At 65.8% G+C, this 19,549-nt stretch carries 14 protein-coding genes; 13 read left to right on the forward strand and 1 reads right to left on the reverse strand.

Annotation, left to right across the window (positions count from 1 at the left end; all coding sequences use genetic code 11):
• The first annotated feature begins 345 nt into the window (after positions 1-345).
• From SC1_RS19155 to SC1_RS19180, 6 genes are all read left to right on the forward strand, one after another.
• Entirely contained in the window at positions 346-1,527 is a 1,182-nt protein-coding gene (locus SC1_RS19155; protein WP_062186067.1) for an efflux RND transporter periplasmic adaptor subunit, read from the forward strand.
• A gap of 6 nt (positions 1,528-1,533) precedes the next feature.
• Positions 1,534-4,734, forward strand: coding sequence for an efflux RND transporter permease subunit (locus SC1_RS19160; protein WP_062186069.1), 3,201 nt, complete (start codon positions 1,534-1,536; stop codon positions 4,732-4,734).
• Complete coding sequence (locus tag SC1_RS19165) at positions 4,731-6,134, forward strand: efflux transporter outer membrane subunit (protein ID WP_062186071.1); 1,404 nt, start codon at positions 4,731-4,733, stop codon at positions 6,132-6,134. The genes SC1_RS19160 and SC1_RS19165 overlap by 4 nt, the downstream gene beginning before the upstream one ends.
• An 82-nt stretch (positions 6,135-6,216) precedes the next feature.
• On the forward strand, positions 6,217-7,005 hold the full coding sequence (locus tag SC1_RS19170; RefSeq protein WP_062187008.1) for an ImuA family protein: 789 nt from the start codon (positions 6,217-6,219) through the stop codon (positions 7,003-7,005).
• Positions 6,908-8,446, forward strand: a complete 1,539-nt coding sequence (locus SC1_RS19175) for a DNA polymerase Y family protein (RefSeq protein ID WP_062186073.1) — start codon at positions 6,908-6,910, stop codon at positions 8,444-8,446. The genes SC1_RS19170 and SC1_RS19175 overlap by 98 nt, the downstream gene beginning before the upstream one ends.
• On the forward strand, positions 8,443-11,721 hold the full coding sequence (locus tag SC1_RS19180) for an error-prone DNA polymerase (protein ID WP_062186075.1): 3,279 nt from the start codon (positions 8,443-8,445) through the stop codon (positions 11,719-11,721). The genes SC1_RS19175 and SC1_RS19180 overlap by 4 nt, the downstream gene beginning before the upstream one ends.
• A gap of 209 nt (positions 11,722-11,930) precedes the next feature.
• Here SC1_RS19180 and SC1_RS19185 read toward each other — a convergent pair whose 3' ends face one another.
• The gene (locus SC1_RS19185; RefSeq protein ID WP_062187009.1) at positions 11,931-12,758 is read right to left on the reverse strand and encodes a flagellin; all 828 of its coding nucleotides are present in this window, start codon (positions 12,756-12,758) and stop codon (positions 11,931-11,933) included.
• Between the two features lie 250 nt (positions 12,759-13,008).
• On the opposite strand from SC1_RS19185, the gene fliE reads away from it, so the two are divergent.
• Genes fliE through SC1_RS19220 form a run of 7 tightly spaced genes read left to right on the forward strand, consistent with a single transcriptional unit; the run spans position 13,009 to position 19,535 of the window.
• Positions 13,009-13,350 (forward strand): flagellar hook-basal body complex protein FliE, encoded by a 342-nt coding sequence (gene fliE / locus SC1_RS19190; protein ID WP_062186077.1) that lies wholly within the window; start codon positions 13,009-13,011, stop codon positions 13,348-13,350.
• A 3-nt stretch (positions 13,351-13,353) separates the two neighbouring features.
• Positions 13,354-15,009 carry a flagellar basal-body MS-ring/collar protein FliF gene (gene fliF / locus SC1_RS19195; RefSeq protein ID WP_062186079.1) on the forward strand — a complete coding sequence of 552 codons (1,656 nt, stop codon included), beginning with the start codon at positions 13,354-13,356 and terminating at the stop codon, positions 15,007-15,009.
• Positions 15,002-16,033, forward strand: coding sequence for a flagellar motor switch protein FliG (fliG, locus tag SC1_RS19200; protein ID WP_062186081.1), 1,032 nt, complete (start codon positions 15,002-15,004; stop codon positions 16,031-16,033). The genes fliF and fliG overlap by 8 nt, the downstream gene beginning before the upstream one ends.
• Positions 16,026-16,625: a FliH/SctL family protein gene (locus tag SC1_RS19205; RefSeq protein ID WP_062186083.1), complete on the forward strand. Its 600-nt coding sequence runs from the start codon at positions 16,026-16,028 to the stop codon at positions 16,623-16,625. The genes fliG and SC1_RS19205 overlap by 8 nt, the downstream gene beginning before the upstream one ends.
• Positions 16,622-17,953 (forward strand): FliI/YscN family ATPase, encoded by a 1,332-nt coding sequence (locus SC1_RS19210; protein WP_062186085.1) that lies wholly within the window; start codon positions 16,622-16,624, stop codon positions 17,951-17,953. The genes SC1_RS19205 and SC1_RS19210 overlap by 4 nt, the downstream gene beginning before the upstream one ends.
• Positions 17,950-18,396 carry a hypothetical protein gene (locus SC1_RS19215; RefSeq protein WP_062186087.1) on the forward strand — a complete coding sequence of 149 codons (447 nt, stop codon included), beginning with the start codon at positions 17,950-17,952 and terminating at the stop codon, positions 18,394-18,396. The genes SC1_RS19210 and SC1_RS19215 overlap by 4 nt, the downstream gene beginning before the upstream one ends.
• Positions 18,396-19,535 carry a flagellar hook-length control protein FliK gene (locus SC1_RS19220; RefSeq protein ID WP_193749229.1) on the forward strand — a complete coding sequence of 380 codons (1,140 nt, stop codon included), beginning with the start codon at positions 18,396-18,398 and terminating at the stop codon, positions 19,533-19,535. The genes SC1_RS19215 and SC1_RS19220 overlap by 1 nt, the downstream gene beginning before the upstream one ends.
• Positions 19,536-19,549: the final 14 nt, after the last annotated feature.

Raw genomic sequence — 19,549 nt, forward strand, 5'->3', positions numbered from 1 at the left:
GGCGGACCATGCCCGTTCGCCCATGATTTCCCACGGAGGTGGCGCCTGCCGACCGCGGCTTCGCGGCGCGATCGGTCGCCCTCCCCTTTTCTATTTCGTTGCCCGGAACTGGTAACCGGTGTCACGAATGATGCGGGAACTACCACGCCCCTGTCAAGCGATAATTGTATGACAACTACCCTGGTAGTATGACAACTTTGCCTCATGTCCCGATCGGGCCTGACTGACGGAAAAATTGTCGCAAATTGTCTCATCGCGCCCATTGCACTTGCCAGCAGGGGGGCAATGGGCTGAATAGGCGCAAAACCTCCCTTTCCGCTGCGACCCGAAACGAGATTGACCTTTATGCTGGACAAGAGGCCGCTGCTCCGCGTCGGAGCGCTGTGCGCCATCGCGCTGTCGTTGGCCGCCTGCACTGCGGAAGAAGAAAAGGGCGGCCGCGGCGCGCCCGAGGTCGGCTATGTTACCGTCAAGGTCGAGCCGGTGCCCGTGACCTCGTCGCTCGGCGCGCGCACCGTCGCGTTCGAGACGAGCGAAGTGCGTCCGCAGGTGAACGGCCTGATCCGCCACCGCCTGTTCACCGAAGGCGGCTTCGTCCGCGCGGGTCAGCCGCTTTATCAGATCGACGCGAGCCTCTATCAGGCCGGCGTCGATCAGGCCGCCGCCAATCTGGCGAGCGCGCGCGCCAGCGCGCAGGCCGCCGAGGAACGCGCACGGCGGCTCGAACCGCTCGCAAAGATGCAAGCGGTCGCCGAGCAGGATTATACCGATGCGCTTGCACAGGCGCGCATGGCGCGAGCCGCAATCGCCCAGAATGGCGCCGCACTAGAAACCGCGCGCATCAACTTGCGCTTCGCGACGATTACCGCGCCGATCAGCGGCCGGATCGGGCGCAGCCTTGTCACGCCGGGCGGACTCGTGAGCGCCAGCCAGGCGACCCCGCTCGCGGTGATCCAGCAAACCGACCCGATGTATGTCGACATGCAGCAGTCGAGCGCGGAGCTTACGACGTTGCGGCAGGCGATCGAAAGCGGCGGAGTGACCGCGGGCAGCACCTCGGTCCGGCTGCGCATGGAGGATGGCAGCGCCTATCCCTTTGCCGGCACCGTTCAGTTTTCCGATGTCACGGTGAACGAGGCGACGGGCACGGTCACGCTGCGCGCGCGCTTCCCCAACCCCCGGGGCATATTGCTGCCCGGTATGTTCGTGACCGCCCTGTTCGATCAGGCGGTGAACCCGAAAGCAATCCTGCTGCCGCAGGCCGCGGTGCAGCGCGATTTCGACGGGTCGGCCTTTGTCTATCTGGTCGGCAAGGACAATAAGGCAGCCCGGCGCAAGATCGTCGCCGACCGCACGTCCGGCCCCAACTGGGTCATTACCGACGGGCTGAAGCCCGGCGAGCGGGTGATTACGCAGGGCATCGGCAATCTGCGGCAGGGTGCACCGATCCGCCCGGTCCCGGCGAACAGCGCGCAGCGCGTCGGCGCACCGGCCAAGGGCGGCGACGCCCAGGCAAAGGGCAAGTAACCTCTTATGTCGCGCCTTTTCATCGACCGGCCGATATTCGCCTGGGTGCTGGCGATCATCGTCATGCTCGGCGGCGTGGGCGCGCTATTCACCCTGCCGATCGAGCAATATCCCGACATCGCACCGGCGCAGGTCAATATTCGCGCCAGCTATCCGGGCGCGTCGGCCGAGACGATCGAGAACAGCGTGACGCAGGTGCTTGAACAGCAGCTGACGGGAATCGACGGCCTTCTTTATTTCAGCTCGCAGTCGAGCTCGCGCGGACAGGCGAATATCACCGCGATCTTCGAAAAGGGTACCGACCCCGACATCGCGCAAGTGCAGGTCCAGAACAAGATCCAGTCGGCGCTGTCACGCCTGCCGCAACAGGTGCAGGCGCAGGGCCTCCGCGTTACAAAGTCGAACTCGGACACGCTGCTGCTCGTCGGCGTCTATGATTCGACCGATACGCGCGTGAATCAGGACGTCTCCGACTATATGGCGTCGAATATCCAGGACCCGCTGTCGCGGGTCGAAGGGGTGGGCGAGGTCAATATCTTTGGCGCGCCGCACGCGATGCGCATCTGGCTCAATCCGCAGCGGCTCGCGGCCGTGTCGTTGATGCCGAGCGACGTGATTTCGGCAATCACGGCGCAGAACAGCGAAGTCGCCGCGGGCGACGTCGGCGGCCTCCCCTCGCCGCAGGGGCAGATGCTCAACGCGACCGTCACCGCGCAATCGCGCATGCAGACGGTGCCGGAATTCGAGAATATCGTGCTGAAGACGCTGCCCGATGGCGCGACGGTACGGATCAAGGATGTCGCGCGCGTCGAAATTGGCGCCGAAAGCTATGCCGTCGTCAGCCGCATTAACGGACATCCGGGTGCGGGCATGTCGATCTCGCTCTCGCCGGGGTCCGATGCGCTCGAAACCGCCGACCGGGTCAAGGCGCGCATGAAGGAACTCGCCGCCGATTTCCCTGACGGCCTCACCTACAGCTATGCCAATGATTCGACCGAGTTCATCAAGCTGTCGGTGAGCGAGGTACAGAAATCGCTGTTCGAGGCGATCCTGCTCGTCATCCTCGTGATGTTCGTCTTTCTGCAGAGTTGGCGCGCGGTTCTGATCCCCGCGATCGCGGTGCCCGTCGTGCTGCTCGGCACCTTCGCGATCTTCTATATGCTGGGGTTCAGCATCAACACGCTTACGCTGTTCGGGCTGACGCTCGCGATCGGCCTGCTCGTCGATGACGCGATCGTCGTGGTCGAGAATGTCGAGCGGTTGATGGAAGAAAATCCCGGCATGTCGGCGCGTGACGCGACGATCCAGTCGATGAAGGAACTGCAGGTCGCGCTGATCGCGATCGCGCTCGTGCTGTCGGCGGTGTTTATGCCGATGGCCTTTTTCGGCGGGTCGACCGGCGTCATCTATCGCCAATTCTCCGTCACTATCGTCTCGGCAATGGCGTTGTCGGTGCTCGTCGCACTCATCCTGAGCCCTGCGCTTACCTCTACCCTGCTCAAGCCGAAGAGCCACGGCGATGCCTCCGCAAACGGCGGCCGCTTCCCGCGCGTCCATGCCTTTTTCGAGCGCGCCAAAAATGGCTTCAACACACGCTTCGACCGCACGGTCGAACGTTATGTCGGCAGCGTCACCAAGGTCGTCGACCGCAAATGGCTGTTCCTCGGCATCTATGCGGTGCTGCTCGTGGCGCTCGCCTTCCTCTTCCTGCGGCTGCCGAGCGGCTTTTTGCCCAATGAGGATCAGGGGCGCGTGCAGGTCCAGTTCCGCCTACCCGCGGGCGCGACGCAGGGCCGGACGCTCGAAGTGCGCGACGCGATCGAAAAATATATGCTGACGTCGGAAAAGGCGAACACGCAGGCGCTGTTCCTGATCGCAGGCGGCGGTGGCGGCGCCGCGGCGGGGCAGAATACCGGCCAGGGCTTCGTCAACCTCACCCATTGGGACAACCGTCCGGGCAAGGAAAACACCGCCGACGCGATTGCAGAGCGCGCGCGCAAGGCGCTGAGCGGCCTGCGCGATGCCCAGATCTTCGCGCTCGTCCCCGGCGCGGTCCGCGGCCTCGGAGATTCGTCGGGCTTTACGATGCAATTCCAGAACCGCAGCGGGATGAGCCGCGCCGAATTTGCCGAAGCGCGCGACAAGCTGCTCGCAATGGCGAATGAAAATCCCAAGCTGACTTCGGTGCGCCTGTCAGACTTGCCCGACGTAGCGACGCTCAAGATCGACGTCGATACACAGCGGCTGACCGCCTATGGCATCAACAATGCCGACGTGAACTCGACCCTCTCCACCGCTTGGGGCGGGCGCTATGTCAACGACTTCATCGACAAGGGCCGCGTCAAGCGCGTCTATGTTCAGGGCGACGCCCCCTATCGCGCGCGTCCCGAAGATCTTGGCCAATGGCTTGTCCGTTCGGCCGACGGCGAAATGTCGCCTTTCTCTGCCTTTGCCAAGACGAGCTGGTCGACGACGCCGAGCAGCAGCTCGCGCTTCCAGGGCGTGCCCGCCTTTGAAATCTCGGGCCAGCCCTCGCCGGGCACCAGCTCGGGCGAGGCGATGGACGAGATGGAGCGGATGGCGGGCGAAATCCCCGGCACCAGCGTCGCCTGGTCGGGCTCCTCCTATCAGGAGCGCCTCTCCTCGGGGCAGGCGCCCCTGCTCTATGGCCTGTCGCTGCTCGTCGTCTTCCTCTGCCTCGCCGCGCTTTACGAAAGCTGGTCGATCCCGCTCGCGGTGATCCTGGTCATTCCGCTCGGTCTGATCGGCGCTATCTTTGCCGTCAATCTGCGCGGTCTCGAAAACGACGTCTATCTTCAGATCGGGCTGCTCACCACAATGGGCCTCGCCGCAAAGAATGCGATCCTGATGATCGAGTTCGCTGAACAGGAAGAACGCAAGGGCAAGCGCGTGATCGAGGCCGCTATCGCCGCGGCGCGTATCCGCCTGCGCCCGATTTTGATGACGAGCTTTGCCTTCATCTTCGGCGTGCTGCCGCTCGCCATCGCGACCGGCGCCGGCGCGAACAGCCGCGTCGCGATCGGCACCTCGGTGATCGGCGGCATGCTCACCGCCGCCTTCCTCGCAATCTTCTTCATTCCGCTCTTCTTCGTCCTCGTCCGCCGTGGCGTGCGCGACGGGCTTGCGGCGGCGCGTGCGCGGTTCGGCAAGAATAAGGATGAAGGCTCGGCCGAGGTGCCGGCATGATTGGCACCCGTGCCTTCCTCCTCGCCACTACGCTCGCGCTCGCGGGCTGCTCGCTCGCGCCGAAGACGGTGCTGCCGGCCCTGCCTGTCCCACAAAGCTGGCCTGCCGGCGACGCCTATCTGCTGCAGAGCGAGGCGGCGCTTCCGATCCTCTCGTACAAAAGCGTCTTTACCGATCCGCGGCTACAGGCGCTGACCGATCAGGCGCTAGCCAACAACCGCGACCTGCGCGTCGCCTATGCCAATGTCGCCGCGGCGCGTGCGCAGGTGCGCGTCACGCGGTCGGGGCAATTCCCCGAACTCGGGATCAATGCCGGCGCGGACTATTCGGATAGTGGAACCGGGAACGGCAGCGGCGATTTCTCGCTGCGCGGCGGCATTACCGCCTTCGAACTCGACCTGTTCGGCAAGCTCGCCAATGCGACCGAGGCCGACCGCAATCGCGCACTTGGTACAGAGGCGGCGTCGCGTACCGTACGCCTCGCGCTGATCGCCAATCTCGCCGACGCCTGGGCGACCTATGGCGCCGACCGCGACCTGCTGAAAATCGCCGAAGACACTGCCGCGAATGCCCGCGAAAGCGTGCGGCTGACCAAGGCGCGACTCGACGGCGGCGTCGCGCCGCGCACCGACCTGCGCCAGGCCGAACAGATACTCGCGACCGCCGAGGATTCGATCGCGCAGCAACGGACCGCACTCGCGCAGGACGAGAATCTCATCCGCCTGCTCGTCGGCGGCGATATCGACCGCGCCCTGCTCCCCCTGAGCCTCACCGAAGTAACGCCGTCGATCGTGTCGCTGCCCGCCGGAGTCAGTTCGGAGATTCTGCTCCGCCGTCCCGACGTGATCGAAGCCGAATATGGCCTCCGCGCCGCCAATGCCGACATCGGCGTCGCGCGCGCGCGGCTCTTCCCGTCGATCTCGCTCACCGGTTTGCTTGGTTTTGCGAGCAACGCGCTCTCCGGTTTGTTCGACAGCGGGTCGTTCAACTGGTCGGCGGGCGGCGATGCGACGGCGACGATCTTCGACGCCGGCGGCCGCCGCGCGGGGGTCGCAGTGAGCGAGGCGCAGCGCGATGCCGCGCTCGCGGGCTATGAAGGCGCTATCCAAACCGCATTCCGCGAGGTCGCCGACGCACTCGCGGTGCAGGGCACGATATCCGAGCGGGTCCGCGCCGCCGCTGCGAACACCGAAGCCGCAAGCGACACGGCAACGCTCACCGATGCGCGCTACAAGGGGGGCGTCGACAGCTTCCTCTCCAGTCTCGATGCGCAGCGCAGCCTCTATTCGGCGCGGCGGAGCGAGATCGGAACGCAATTGCTGCTCGTTAGCACGCGAATCACTCTGTTCCGTACGCTGGGCGGCGACAGCAGCGCGGGAATCGCGACAGTCGCTCGCTAACCCTTTCTAGCTGCACCATTTCCCGACCCTTCTTGACAAGCGCCATCCCAAAAGCGCTAATGGAACATATCAGGAACAAATGATGCGCGAGTCGTCCCCCATACTCGCCGGGCTGCGCCAACGCATCGCCCGGCTGGCCGCCGATGGCGGTTTCGAAAGCCGCCGGACCGACGGCTGGCTGGAGAGCGGGCACGCGCGCTTCGACGCCGCGATCGGCGGCGGACTTGCAGTCGGACGTACCCATGAATTTTTCGCCGCCGATGCGCTCGACGCGACGAGCGCCGCTGCCTTTGCGGGGCTCATGGCCTTACGCACCCCGGGCAAAGCGCCGCTGATCTGGCTGCGTACCACCGATGCCGGGAAGCGTACCGGCCATATCTACGCCCCTGGCATCGCCGAGCTGGGTGGCGACCCCGACCGGCTTTTGCTCGTCGAGACCGCCGATCCCAAAATGCTGCTCGCCTGCGCGAACGATGCGATCCGCTGCGCGGGATCGGCGGCGGTGATCGTCGAAAGCTGGGGCAAATTCCCTTTGCTCGATCTGACAGCGGGACGCCGCCTCGCCCTCGGAGCACGCGATGCTGGCACGACCTTACTGATGCTCCGCCTCAATGCGGTGCCGGCACCGAGTGTCGCCGAGACGCGCTGGAGCGTCGCAGCGGCCGCATCACATGCTCTCGAAGCAAACGCCCCCGGCGCACCCGCCTTCGACCTCGAATTGCTGCGCTGGCGCGGCGGCTCTGCACCCGCTCGCTGGCGACTGGACTGGAACCATGACGAAAACCGATTTGGGGACACGGCGCTATCTGGCGCTCTTCTTCCCCTTCCTGCCCGCCGAGCGATGGCTTCGCACGGCGCCGCGGCCGCCTGACGCACCGCTCGTCTTCGCCGAAAAGCAGCGCGGCGCGATGCGAATCGCGAGCGTCGACGCGGCGGCGCTTGCGGTCGGACTGCGCCCCGGCATGCCGCTTGCCGATGCGCGCGCGCAGGTTGGCGAACTCGCCGTCGTGTCGCACGATCCGGGACTCGACCATGAATGGCTCGATCGACTCGCACAGGGCTGCGCACGCTATTCTCCGCTTGTCGCGCTCGACGCCCCCGACGGCCTGATCCTAGACATTGCTGGCACCGGGCATCTCTTCGGCGACGAGGCGGGACTGATCGCCGACCTCGATATGCGCCTTACGCGGCTTGGCGTAACACTCCGCCACGCACTGGGCCCTACCGCCGACGCCGCACGCGCGCTCGCGCGGTATCAGGCACGCCCCGCCCCCGACGAAGGACAAGCGATCCGCCGTCTTCCGGTTGCCGCGCTCGAACTTGAGACCGAGGCGACAACCGCGCTTGTGCGCGCGGGGCTCAAGACGATCGGCGACCTTGCGAGCCGCCCGATGGCGAACCTCGCCGCGCGCTTCGGCGCCGACGCCGCGATGGCGCTGCGCCGGATATTGGGCGACGCGCCGAGCCCGCTTGATCCGCGCGTCGCAGCGCCGCCAGTGATCACCGAACGCCGCTTTGCCGAGCCGCTTGGCAGTACCGCGCACGCCACCAAAATCCTTGCCGAACTTGCTGCCGAAGCGATCGAAGACCTCGCCGAGCGCGGCAAGGGCGGGCGCCATTTCAGGGCGACCTTCTTTCGCAGCGACGGCCTTGCGCGCAGCATCGCGATCGAAACCGGCCACCCGACCCGCGACACCGGACTCGTCATGCGCCTGTTCGCCGAGCGTATGGACAGCCTCGCCGACCCGCTCGACCCCGGCTTCGGCTTCGACATGATCCGCCTTGCGGTGCCGCGGCTCGAGGCGCTCGGCGCAAGCCAACTGAGGCTCGAGGGCGGCGCGGTAAAGGAGGCCGCGATCGACGAGCTCGCCGACCGTCTCGCGACGCGGCTTGGACGCGGTCGTGTGCGACGCCTCCGCCCCGTCGACACGCATATTCCCGAGCAGGCGCAGCTCGAGCTGCCCGCAGTCGACGCACCGTCGCTGCTACCTTGGCAGACGCCCGAGCCCGGCGAGCCGCCGACGCGCCCTTTCCACCTGTTCGATCCGCCGCAACCGATCGAGGTGATCGCCGAAGTGCCTGACGGCCCTCCGCAGCGTTTCCGTTGGCGCCGCGATTTTCATGCCGTGCGCCGCTACGAAGGGCCGGAACGCATTGCCGCCGAATGGTGGCGGCGCCGAGACAATGGCGGACTGACGCGCGACTATTACCGGGTCGAGGATGCGCAGGGCCGGCGCTTCTGGCTCTTCCGCCACGGTCTCTACGATGAAAAGCCCGACCCCCGCTGGTATATCCACGGGGTCTTCGCATGAGCGAGGCGCCCCAGCCCGGCCCCGAAACCGGCTTCGCCGAACTGATCGCGGCGACCAACTACAGCTTCCTGCGCGGCGCCTCGCACCCCGCCGAGATGGTGGCAGAGGCAATCGCCCTCGGCATGACCGGCATCGGCATCGCCGACCGCAACAGCGTCGCGGGGGTGGTCAGGGCGTGGGCATTCCTCAAAGAGGTGCAGGTGAAGCAGCCCGAGATGGTGAAAGACTTTCGGCTGGTGGTCGGCGCAAGGCTCGTCTTCGCCGACGGCACGCCCGACATCGTCGCCTATCCGATCAGCCGACACGGCTGGGGCCGGCTGACGCGGCTCCTTTCGACCGGCAACCTGCGAGCCGAAAAGGGCGACTGCATCCTCCACCTCGAAGATCTGCTTGGCCATTGTGACGATCTGCTGTTGATCGCGATGGATGGTGACGAGGCGCTGCTCCGCACGCTCAAGCGCGCGCGTCCGAAATCGGTGTGGCTGGCGGCGACGATGCCGCAATCGGGTGCCGACGCGCGGCGATTGGCCGAACTTCAGCGGCTGTCGGCAGCAACCAACGTCCCCCTGCTCGCGACCAACGACGCGCTGTATGCGACCGCCGCACAGCGCCCTCTCCATGATATCATCACCTGCATCCGCGAAGGCGTCACCATTCATAAGGCGGGCAAGCGGCTGCGCGCCAATGCCGAACGCTATCTGAAGCCGCCGGCCGAAATGCGACGACTTTTCGCGTTTCATCCCAGGGCAATCGACGCGAGCGCGAAGCTGCTCGGCCGTATCGGCTTTCGCCTCGACGATCTGCGCTACGAATATCCGCACGAGCCGGTGCCGCCAGGCTGGAAGCCCTTCAACTATCTCCACCATCTGGTGAAGACGGCGGCGGAAAAACGCTATGGCGCACCGCTGAAGCCGAAGATCCGCAAGATGATCGGCAACGAACTCCGCCTGATCCGACGACGGAACTATGTCTATTATTTCCTGACCGTCTACGATCTCGTCCGTTTCGCACGGGCGCAGGAGCCGCCGATCCTGTGCCAGGGCCGTGGGTCGGCGGCCAATTCGATCGTCTGCTTTCTGCTTGGGGTCACCTCGGTCGATCCGGACGAACACAAGCTGCTCTTTTCGCGCTTCGTATCGGCCGAGCGCGACGAGCCCCCCGACATCGACGTAGATTTCGAGCATGAGCGACGCGAAGAGGTGATCCAATATATCTACGACCGCTATACGCGCGACCGTGCGGCGATCGCTGCAACCGTCATCCATTATCGTCCGCGCAGTACGATCCGCGAGGTCGGCAAGGCGCTGGGATTCAGCGAGGACGTCACGGCGCGGCTCGCGGACACGAGTTGGGGCAGTTGGGGCGACGAGGTACCCGTCGAGCGGCTCGCCGAAGCCGGACTCAATCCCCACAACGGCGAAATCGAGCGGCTGCACCGCTTCGTCGGCGAACTTCTAAAGGCACCGCGGCATTTATCACAGCATGTCGGGGGCTTCGTCCTCACCGAAGGGCGGCTCGACGAGCTGGTGCCGATCCATAATGCCGCGATGGAGGATCGCACCTTCATCGAATGGGACAAGGACGACATCGACGCGCTTGGGCTGATGAAGGTCGATGTGCTGGCACTCGGCATGCTGACCTGTATCCGCAAATGCTACGATCTGATGCGCGAGCATGGGCTGGGCGACCACACGCTGGAACTCGACATCGATTCCAAGGATCCGGCGGTTTACGACATGCTTTGCAAGGGCGACAGCATCGGGGTCTTTCAGGTCGAGAGCCGCGCGCAGATCAACATGCTGCCGCGCCTGCGGCCCCGAAAGCTCTATGATCTGGTTGTGCAGGTCGCGATCGTTCGTCCCGGGCCGATTGAGGGCGATATGGTGCATCCCTATCTGCGCCGCCGAAATAAGGAGGAGGAGGTCGAATATCCCTCCCCCGCTCCGCCCCATGACCCCAATGAATTGCGCGAAGTTCTGGGCCACACCTTTGGCGTGCCGCTGTTTCAGGAGCAGGCGATGAGCTTGGCGATCACAGCGGCTGGCTTCACGCCCGAGGAAGCCAACGGTCTGCGACGAGCAATGGCAACTTTTCGCAACGTCGGAACGATCGACAATTTCCGTGAGAAAATGGTCGGCGGGATGGTTGCGCGCGGCTACGAAAAAGAATTCGCCGAACGCTGTTTCAAGCAGATCGAAGGCTTCGGCAGTTACGGCTTTCCCGAAAGCCACGCCCAATCCTTCGCGCGGCTTGTCTACGTCTCCTCGTGGATCAAGCATTATCACCCCGCGGTCTTCGCGTGCGGTATCCTTAATTCGCAGCCGATGGGCTTCTATGCCCCGGCCCAGCTCGTCCGCGATGCGCGCGAACATGGGGTCGAGGTGCGCGAGGTCGACGTCAACGCCAGCCATTGGGACAACAGCCTCGAACGGCGCGACGACGGCAGCCTCGCGCTGCGGCTCGGCTTTCGGCAGGTCGACGGGTTTCGTGAGGAATGGGCGAAAGCAATCGCCGATGCGCGCGCTACGCCCTTCGCCTCGGTCGAGGAGCTGGCGCGCCGCGCGAACCTGCCCTCACGCGCGCTGCGCCTGCTGGCCGAGGCGGATGCGTGCCGGTCGATGGGGCTCGACCGCCGTCCTGCACTCTGGGATGCCCGCCGCGTCCGGCAGGGCGTGCTGCCGCTGTTCGGCGCGGCCGAAACCGACGAGCTTGGCGCCGAGGAGGATCCGCAGTTGCCGCCGACACCGATGGTCGAACATGTGCTCACCGATTATCAGACGACGCGGCTGTCGCTGAAAGGCCATCCGATGGCGTTCCTGCGCCGCGATTTCGAGCGCGAAGGCATATTGAGCGCTTCGCAGGTCTCTGCCGCGAAGAACGGGTCGATCGTCCGCACCGCGGGCGTCGTGCTGATCCGTCAGCGGCCGGGGAAGGGCAATGCGATCTTCATCACGCTCGAGGATGAGGGCGGGATCGTCAACATCCTGTTATGGGCGCGCCATTTCGAACGCTATCGCCGTGCCGTCATGGCGTCGCGGCTGATGCTGGCCGAGGGCGAAGTACAGCGCAGCAAGGAAGGCGTGATCCACCTGATGGCGACGCGGATCGTCGATCGCACCCAAATGCTCGACACGCTGGGGAGCGACCGGCGTTTCGAACCCGAAGTCTGCCGTGCCGACGAGGTCAAGCATCCGCAGCTACCGCGCGGTTATGCGACGAAACATGGTCATCCGCGCGACGTCCGCATCCTGCCCAAGTCGCGTGATTTTCATTGAGCTGCGTTTTCCGGCTGACGCCGGAAGCAGCACCGGCCCGCTCCCCCACCCGGCCTCCCCACATAGTATTCTATGGGAGGCCGGGTGGGGGAGCGGGCCGGTGCCGCGCCTTCGCGAGAAAAGATGATGCCCCGGCTGTGGGGGCCGGGGCATCGGATCAGGCTATCTAAGGGACCAACCAAATATAGCCTGAAATTTGTTCGCGAAGTTTAGCCGCGGAGCAGGTTCATCACGCCCTGCGAGCTCTGGTTCGCCTGGGCGAGCATCGCGGTCGATGCCTGCGCCAGGATGCCGGCAGCCGCGAGGTTCGTCGATTCGACCGAGAAATCGGCGTCTTCGATGCGCGACTTCGATTCCGACATATTCGTGACACTCGACGTCAAATTATCGACAGCCGAGGTCAGGCGGTTCTGCTGCGCACCAAGGTTCGCACGTTCGGTAGCAACCGTCTGGATCGCCGTGTCGAGCGTCGCAAGCGCACCGGTCGCGCCGGCAGCGGTCGAGAAGTCGAGCGCGTTCACGCCGAGACCCGTAGCGTTGAGGTTGGCGATGCGGATGTTCACGACTTCCGTGGCGTTAAGGCCGGTCTGGATGTCGAAACCAGCGGTGGTCGAGACGCCGCCGTTGATCAGCGTGTTGCCGTTGAAGGTGGTACGCGATGCAACGTCACCGATCTGCGAGATCAGCGCGGCGACTTCGGTCTGGACGGCGGCGCGGTCGGTCGTGCCGTTCGTGCCGGTCGAGGCCTGAAGCGCCAGTTCACGCATACGGACCAGAATGTCCGAAATGCTGCCGGCGGCGGTGTCGGCGGTCTGCGCCAGCGAGATGCCGTCGTTGGCGTTGCGGATCGCCTGCGTCAGGCCGCGGGCGTTGGCTTCCATACGAGTCGCGATGGCGAGACCGGCAGCGTCGTCCTTGGCAGCGTTGATGCGCTTGCCGCTCGACAGGCGTTCCATCGCCTGCGACTGCATCTGGTTGGCAACACGCGAGTTATTCTGGGCGCGAAGCGCGCTCACATTGGTGTTGATGACGGTCATTACTTGTTCCTTTCCGGCCTCGATGGCCATTCCCATGATGTGAGGGCTCGAGGAGCGGTCACGAAAGCAGTAACGGCGGCGCCCACCGGCGATTAAGCGCCCGCGTCAAAAAAACGCCAAAGGCCACCGAAGGACTGGCTGCACCTCGATCAATCTATTGAAAATACGCCATTAAAATTTTTGGCACGCGCTTTGCATTCTTATTTGTGCGTGCGGCAGACCGCCGCGCATCAGGACGGATGAAGAAGCAATGAGCACGATTGACCCGAGCCGGCTGCTGCAGATGCGCAGTTCGATTCTCAATCAGAACCAGGCGCTGCAGCGCGCCGCGGGGCGTGGCGGTATCGGCGGCGGCGCAAGCACCGAAGGCGCCCCCGATTTCGGCGCCGCGATCAACAATGCGCTGCAACAGGTCAACGCGCAGCAGTCGAAGGCGAGCCAGATCAGCGAAGCCTATGAGCGCGGCGACACGCACGACATCGTCAGCGTGATGATCGAACGGCAGAAAGCCTCGCTCGGTTTCGAAACCACCCTGCAAGTCCGCAACAAGCTGCTGTCCGCGTATCGCGACATCATGAACATGCCGGTATAATCCATGGCCGAGACCCAGATCCTTACCCCCGTCGACGACGGCTCCGCGAACCGCCTCCCCGCCCCCGTCCTCGGCGGCCGGCTCGCCCCGCTCACCGGCTTCTTCCGCCAGCCCGCGGTGCAGCGCGCGCTGCCCGCGATTGCGATGACCTCGGCGATCGGCATCGCCGCGCTCGCTTATTTCACGATGCAGGCCGCGCCGCAGGCGCAGCTTTTCGCCGGGCTCGACGACACCGACAAGGCCGCGGTCGCCGACGCGCTGCAGACGCAGGGCATCGCGCACAGCATCGACCCCACCACCGGCGCGCTGACCGTCGATGCCGACAAATTGCATCAGGCGCGCATCGCGCTCGCCGGACAGGGGTTGCCCAAGGCGGCGCCGAGCGGCGACAGCCTGATCGCCGCGCTTCCCATGGGGTCGAGCCGCGCGATCGAGGGCGAAGCGCTGCGTTCGGCGCGCGAAGCCGACCTGTCGCGGACGATCGAGACGATCGACGCGGTCAAGAGCGCCCGCGTCCACGTCGCCGCCGCCGAACCCAGCCTATTCGTCCGCGAAGACAAGCCCGCCACCGCGTCGGTCATGCTGACGCTTCAGAACGGCCGCTCACTCAGCGACGGCCAGGTTCAGGCGATCCGTTTCCTCGTCGCCTCGTCGGTCCCCGGCATGAACGCCGATCAGGTTTCCGTGATCGACCAGCGCGGCGCCCTGCTCTCCGACACCGCATCGGGTAGCGACATGAAAGCGTTCCAGCTCCAGCTTCAGGTCGAAGACCGCTTCCGCCGCGCGCTCGACACGCTGCTTGGCCCGATGCTCGGTGCCGGCAATTATACCGTCGAGGTCCACGCCGACGTCGATATGTCGGAAAGCCAGGCGACGCGCGAAAGCTTTCCTGAGAATGACCGCGCGCTGACCAGCGAACAAATCACCCGTTCGACCAGCGGCACGAGCGCCCCTGCGGTCGGCATCCCCGGCGCCCTGTCGAACCAGCCGCCGCAGGCCACGACGGTCACCGCGACCGGCCCGCAGACGGTTCCCCCCGGCGCGGCGCCCGCGCCCGGAACCGAGAGCAATGAAAATGCCGCGCGCGCCTATGAAGTCGGCCGCGAGATTTCGGTGACACACTCGCCCCAGGGCAAGCTGCGCCGCGTTTCGGTCGCCGTCGCGCTCAATCAGGGCAAAAAGGCGCTGACGCAGGCGGACCTCACCAAGATCGACAATCTGGTGAAGGGCGCGATCGGATATGACGCAACGCGCGGCGATCTGGTTGCGATCAACCAGCGCCCGTTCGCACTGGTCGAGGACACGTCGCCCGCTTTCTACGACCAGGGCTGGTTCCTGCCGCTGGTCAAGCAGGTCGGCGCGATCCTCGCCGCACTGCTCGCTTTCCTGTTCATCGGCCGTCCCATGATCCGCGCCGCCAAGGAGCGCGCCGCCAAGCGCATCGCGCAAAATCAGGAACTCGAAGCCTCGCTGCTCGCCGCCACCGACCGCCCGGCGCTCGCCAGCGGTCACGCCGGGCGCGAAATCACGCTCGAGATGATCGAGCAGGCGCCGAGCTATGAAGCGCGCGCGAACTTGGTCCGCGCCTTTGTCCGCCAGGACTCGGCGCGCGCCGCGCTCGTCGTCCGCCACCTGATGCAGGAGGGCGCCCGTGCCTGACGTCGCCGAACTGGATAACGCCCCCGTACCGGCCGCAATCGAAGGGTCGGCCGCCGCCGCGATCCTGCTGATGCTGCTCGACGAAAGCGAAGCCGCAACGATCCTGAAGCAGCTCGATCCCGATGAAGTACGCCAGCTTGCCAAGGCGATGTTCGACACCGCCAATGCCAGCGAACAGCAGATCGGGCTCGCGCTCGACCGCTTCGTAACGCGCAGCCGCGACGTCAGCGCGCTCGCGATCGGCGCCGACATGCGCATCCGTACCGTGATCAACGAAGCCGTCGGCAACGTCCGCGCCGACAATATCCTGGCCGCCGTCGCACCGCAGCGGAGCGCCGCGTCGCTCGAAATGCTGCGCTGGATGGACGTCGATGCGATCAGCGGCCTGCTCGCCAGCGAGCATCCGCAGGTCGGCGCGCTGATCCTTTCGGTGCTCGTCCCCGATGTCGCCGCGCGTGCGATCGAAACGCTCGACGAAGTGCTGCAGGCCGACCTGGTGCTGCGCGCCGCAATGCTCACCTCGGTCCCCGCCGCCGCGATCGAAGATCTGGAATCGGTCCTCGCCAGCGCGAATGTCGACGGCCAGCGCGTCGCCAAACAGGCGATCGGCGGCCCGAGCGACGTCGCAAAGATCATGAAGAAGATGCCGAAGCAGCTCTCGGAACGCACGCTCCGTTCGCTGAAGAAGCACGACCGCATCCTCGCCCAGACGATCGAGGAGGAAATGTTCATCTTCGAAAATCTGCGCGACCTCGACAAAAAGAGCCTCAGCAGCGTGCTGCGCTCGGTCGATGCCGCCCAGCTCGCGATCGCGCTCAAGGGCGCCGACGAGGATATGGTCGACATGTGCCTCGCCACCATGTCGCAGCGTGCCGCCGAAACGATCCGCGACGAGATGGCCGAAATGACGATGGTCAAGCGCGCCGACGTCGACGACGCGCAGAAGAGCGTGATGCAGATCGTGCGCCAGATGGCCGCAGCCGGCGAAATCATGATCGCGGGCGGAGGCGACGACTATGTCTGATCGCACTTCCGAGACCGGCTTCGCGCCTGTCAGCCTTACCGACGCGATGGCGCGCGGTAACGGCTTTCGCCCGATCTCCTTCGCACCATCGGCCTATGCGCCGCAGCCTGTCGAGGAAAGCTTCGACGAGCCCGATCTCGACGACCCGTTCGCGCTTGGCCTCGCCGAAGGCCAGCGCCTCGCCGAAGCGGCCTTTGTCGCCGAACGCCACCAGCTCCTAGCGCTGCTCGCCGGCGCCGAGGCACTGCAGGACGAGCCGAGCGAGGAACTGGCGCAACTGATCGCCACCACCGTCGAGCGGCTGGTCCGCCAGATCGTCGCGACCGCGCCGATCGATACCGAATGGTTGCAAGCGCAGGTCGAAACGGCCGCCGCGATGATCGCCGACGCCGACAAGGCGCGCACGCTCTGGGTCCATCCCGAGGATGCCGCGCTGCTCGCCGATGCGCCGCTCGCAATGGCGATCGAAAGCGATACCGCGATGATGCGCGGTACGGTGCGGATCGAAACCTCGACCGGCTGGATCGAGCATGGCCGCGCGGTTTATCTCGAAGAGCTGCGCTCGGCACTTGGCGAAAGGGAAGCCGCGTGACGCGCCGCCTCGCCCTCTCCGCACAGCAATTGCTCGATCCCGTCGACTTGGCGCACGCCAGCCCGCGCCGCGTCGGGACGCTCGTCTCGCACGAAGGCATCATGCTCGAAGTGTCGGGTTTCCCGATGCCGCTCGGCAGCAATGTCCGCATCCGGTCGGCCGACAACGACTATGTCTATGGCGAGGTCGTCGGCTTTCGCGGTCACCGCAGCCTTGTCCTTCCCTTTGACATGAACAAGCCGCTGGTGACCGGTGCGCCGGTCGAACCGCATGGCGCATCGAGCATGGTGCCCGTCGGCAAGACCTTGCTCGGCCGCATCATGGATGCACAGGGCAACCCGCTCGACGGTCGCCCCGCGATCAAGTCGCAATTCCAATGGCCGCTCGCCGGGCGCAAGGTCAATCCGCTGCGCCGCGGCCGCGTCACCCGCGCGCTCAACATGGGCGTGCGCGCGATCAACGGCCTGCTCACCGTCGGCGAAGGCCAGCGCGTCGCGATCATCGCGGGTTCGGGCGTCGGCAAGTCCGTGCTGATGGGCCAGATGATTGCTGGGACCGAATGCGACGTCATCGTCGTCGGGCTGATCGGCGAGCGCAGCCGCGAAGTCAGCGATTTCGTCGAAACCAAGCTGCCCCCCGAAGTCCGCAAAAAATCGGTCGTCGTCGCGGTTCCCGCCGACCATCCGCCTTTGCTCCGCCTGCGCGCCGCGATGCGCGCGACCGCGATCGCCGAAGCCTTCCGCGCTGAGGGCAAGAAGGTGCTGCTGTTGATCGACAGCCTGACCCGCGTCGCCCATGCGCAGCGCGAGATCGGCCTGACGCTGGGTGAGCCGCCGACGATGAAGGGCTACCCGCCATCGGTGTTCGCGCTCATTCCGTCGCTGTGCGAACGCGCCGGCATCGACCGCGAGACCGGCGGCTCGATCACCGCGCTCTACACCGTGCTCGCCGACGGCGGCGATATCGACGACCCGGTCGTCGACTCGGCACGCGCGATCGTCGACGGCCATATCATCCTGTCGCGCCAGCTCGCCGAACAGGGCGTCTATCCCGCGATCGATGTCGCCCGTTCGCTATCGCGCACGATGGTCGATTCGGTCGATCCCGAGCATGCCGCCGCCGCCGCGCGCTTCCGCCAGCTCTGGTCCGCCTATGAAGAGAATCGCGACCTGATGTTGATGGGCGCCTACGTCGCCGGCGCCGACCCCGTGCTCGACACCGCGATCGCACGCCACGCCGACCAGCTCGCCTATGTTTCGCAGCCTGCCAAGGCGCAGGTCGATTTCGACATTTCCCGCCAAGCCCTGATTGAAGGATATTCCGCATGAACGCCCGTACCGCACGCCGCAAACGTATCATCCGCGTGCGCTCCGTCGAACATCAGATGGCGGAAGCCAATCTGGCGCGCGCCAATGGCGAACTGGCAAGCCTGGTCGAACTGGCGAAGCGGCTTGAGACGCTGCGCGTCGACCTCGCCATGGCGAAGGGTGCGGTCGCGGGTCGCGCGCTCAACACGATGGGCGAGCTCGCAATGCGGCTCGATATCGCGCAGGAAAGCCTGACCGCACCGCTGAGCAATGCCAGCCAGCGTCGCGACCAGGCGGGTGCGCTCGCGCAGAGCGCGATGGCGAAGGAAGAATCGGCGGTTCGCCTGTACGAACGCAGCCGCAAGTCGGCCGAAGCCGAACAGGAACGCCGCGACGACGCCAATCGCCCGCACCGTCCGCGCACGGGTATGCGCCTGCGTCTGATCGAAGGCGGCGCGGCATGATGAGCGCGTCCTCTCTCCCCACGCCGCAGGGCGCAATGCCCGCAGGCTTTGCGACCTTCCTCGCCAACATCGGCCAGCTTCCGGTGGAAGGCGGCGAAGGCGGTTTCGACCAGTTACTCGCCGCAGCGCCGGTCGCGGTCGCCCCGGCCGCTCATACCGCCGTCGCGATCAAGATTGATCCCGCGCTGGGCGCCAATTCGCCTGCTCCGCAGGCCGAAACCCCGGCCGAAGCCGACGTCGCCGTCGAAACCCCGGTGATAAAGGCTGAACCGGCCAAAGCCGATCCGGCGGCATTGGCCACAAATCTTTTGATCGCGCTGAACGGCAACATCGCCGGCGCGGCGCCCGCACCAGGCAAGCCGGTAACAGCGAAGCCCGAAGCGGACGCCGCGTCGCCCGAAACCCTGGAAACCGGTGAAACCGTGGCGACTGCGCCGGCCACGAATTGGGCCGCGATCGTGGCGGCCGTCGTCCCTGCTGCGACGAAACCCGCAAAACCTGCAGAAGCCGCCGCAGCTCCGGCCGACGCCGGCGCGCCTGCACTTCCCGTTGCCCCGCGCCCGCGCGATGCCGCAGCGGCGGCGGTCCTCCCCGGCATCGACGCACCCATCGCCAAGCCTATCGAGGCAGCGCCGTCGATGACGATCCTCTTCGCCCAGCCCGCCGCACAAGGGGCTGCAACGCTCGCACAAGCGGCGGCGCCCGCGGTGATCGCCGAACGGGTGCTCGACATGGACAGCGACGGCGCATGGATCGACCAGCTCGCGCATGACATCGCCGCGACGAAATCGGACAGCGGCGACATCAGCTTTCGCCTGATGCCGAAGCATCTCGGCCGGCTCGACGTTGCGATGCAAATGGGCGACGAAGGCGTGTCGTTGAAGATGGACACCCATCATGAAGCGACCGCGACGATCGTCACCGTCGCGCAGGGCCGCCTCGTCGACGAACTGCGCCAGCAAGGCGTCCGCGTCGCCGGCGCCGAAGTAACCTGCACGCCCGGCGAGACCGGACGCCAGTCGCAAAGCCACAGCCAAGGCCATGGCCGCGCAACCACCCACCTAATCGAAACCGCCACCGAACGCGCCGAGCCGCGTGACGAAGAGCGTGCCGCCGACCGCCGCGGCCGCTTTGCCTGATCAGAAAGGGTCCC

Source organism: Sphingopyxis sp. C-1, from assembly GCF_001047015.1.
GTDB lineage: Bacteria > Pseudomonadota > Alphaproteobacteria > Sphingomonadales > Sphingomonadaceae > Sphingopyxis.

Coding starts and splice junctions, on each gene's coding strand:
- SC1_RS19155 (WP_062186067.1), top strand. CDS start 346: ATGCTGGACAAGAGGCCGCTGCTCCGCGTCGGAGCGCTGTGCGCCATC.
- SC1_RS19160 (WP_062186069.1), top strand. CDS start 1,534: ATGTCGCGCCTTTTCATCGACCGGCCGATATTCGCCTGGGTGCTGGCG.
- SC1_RS19165 (WP_062186071.1), top strand. CDS start 4,731: ATGATTGGCACCCGTGCCTTCCTCCTCGCCACTACGCTCGCGCTCGCG.
- SC1_RS19170 (WP_062187008.1), top strand. CDS start 6,217: ATGCGCGAGTCGTCCCCCATACTCGCCGGGCTGCGCCAACGCATCGCC.
- SC1_RS19175 (WP_062186073.1), top strand. CDS start 6,908: ATGACGAAAACCGATTTGGGGACACGGCGCTATCTGGCGCTCTTCTTC.
- SC1_RS19180 (WP_062186075.1), top strand. CDS start 8,443: ATGAGCGAGGCGCCCCAGCCCGGCCCCGAAACCGGCTTCGCCGAACTG.
- SC1_RS19185 (WP_062187009.1), bottom strand. CDS start 12,758: ATGACCGTCATCAACACCAATGTGAGCGCGCTTCGCGCCCAGAATAAC.
- fliE (WP_062186077.1), top strand. CDS start 13,009: ATGAGCACGATTGACCCGAGCCGGCTGCTGCAGATGCGCAGTTCGATT.
- fliF (WP_062186079.1), top strand. CDS start 13,354: ATGGCCGAGACCCAGATCCTTACCCCCGTCGACGACGGCTCCGCGAAC.
- SC1_RS19205 (WP_062186083.1), top strand. CDS start 16,026: ATGTCTGATCGCACTTCCGAGACCGGCTTCGCGCCTGTCAGCCTTACC.
- SC1_RS19215 (WP_062186087.1), top strand. CDS start 17,950: ATGAACGCCCGTACCGCACGCCGCAAACGTATCATCCGCGTGCGCTCC.
- SC1_RS19220 (WP_193749229.1), top strand. CDS start 18,396: ATGAGCGCGTCCTCTCTCCCCACGCCGCAGGGCGCAATGCCCGCAGGC.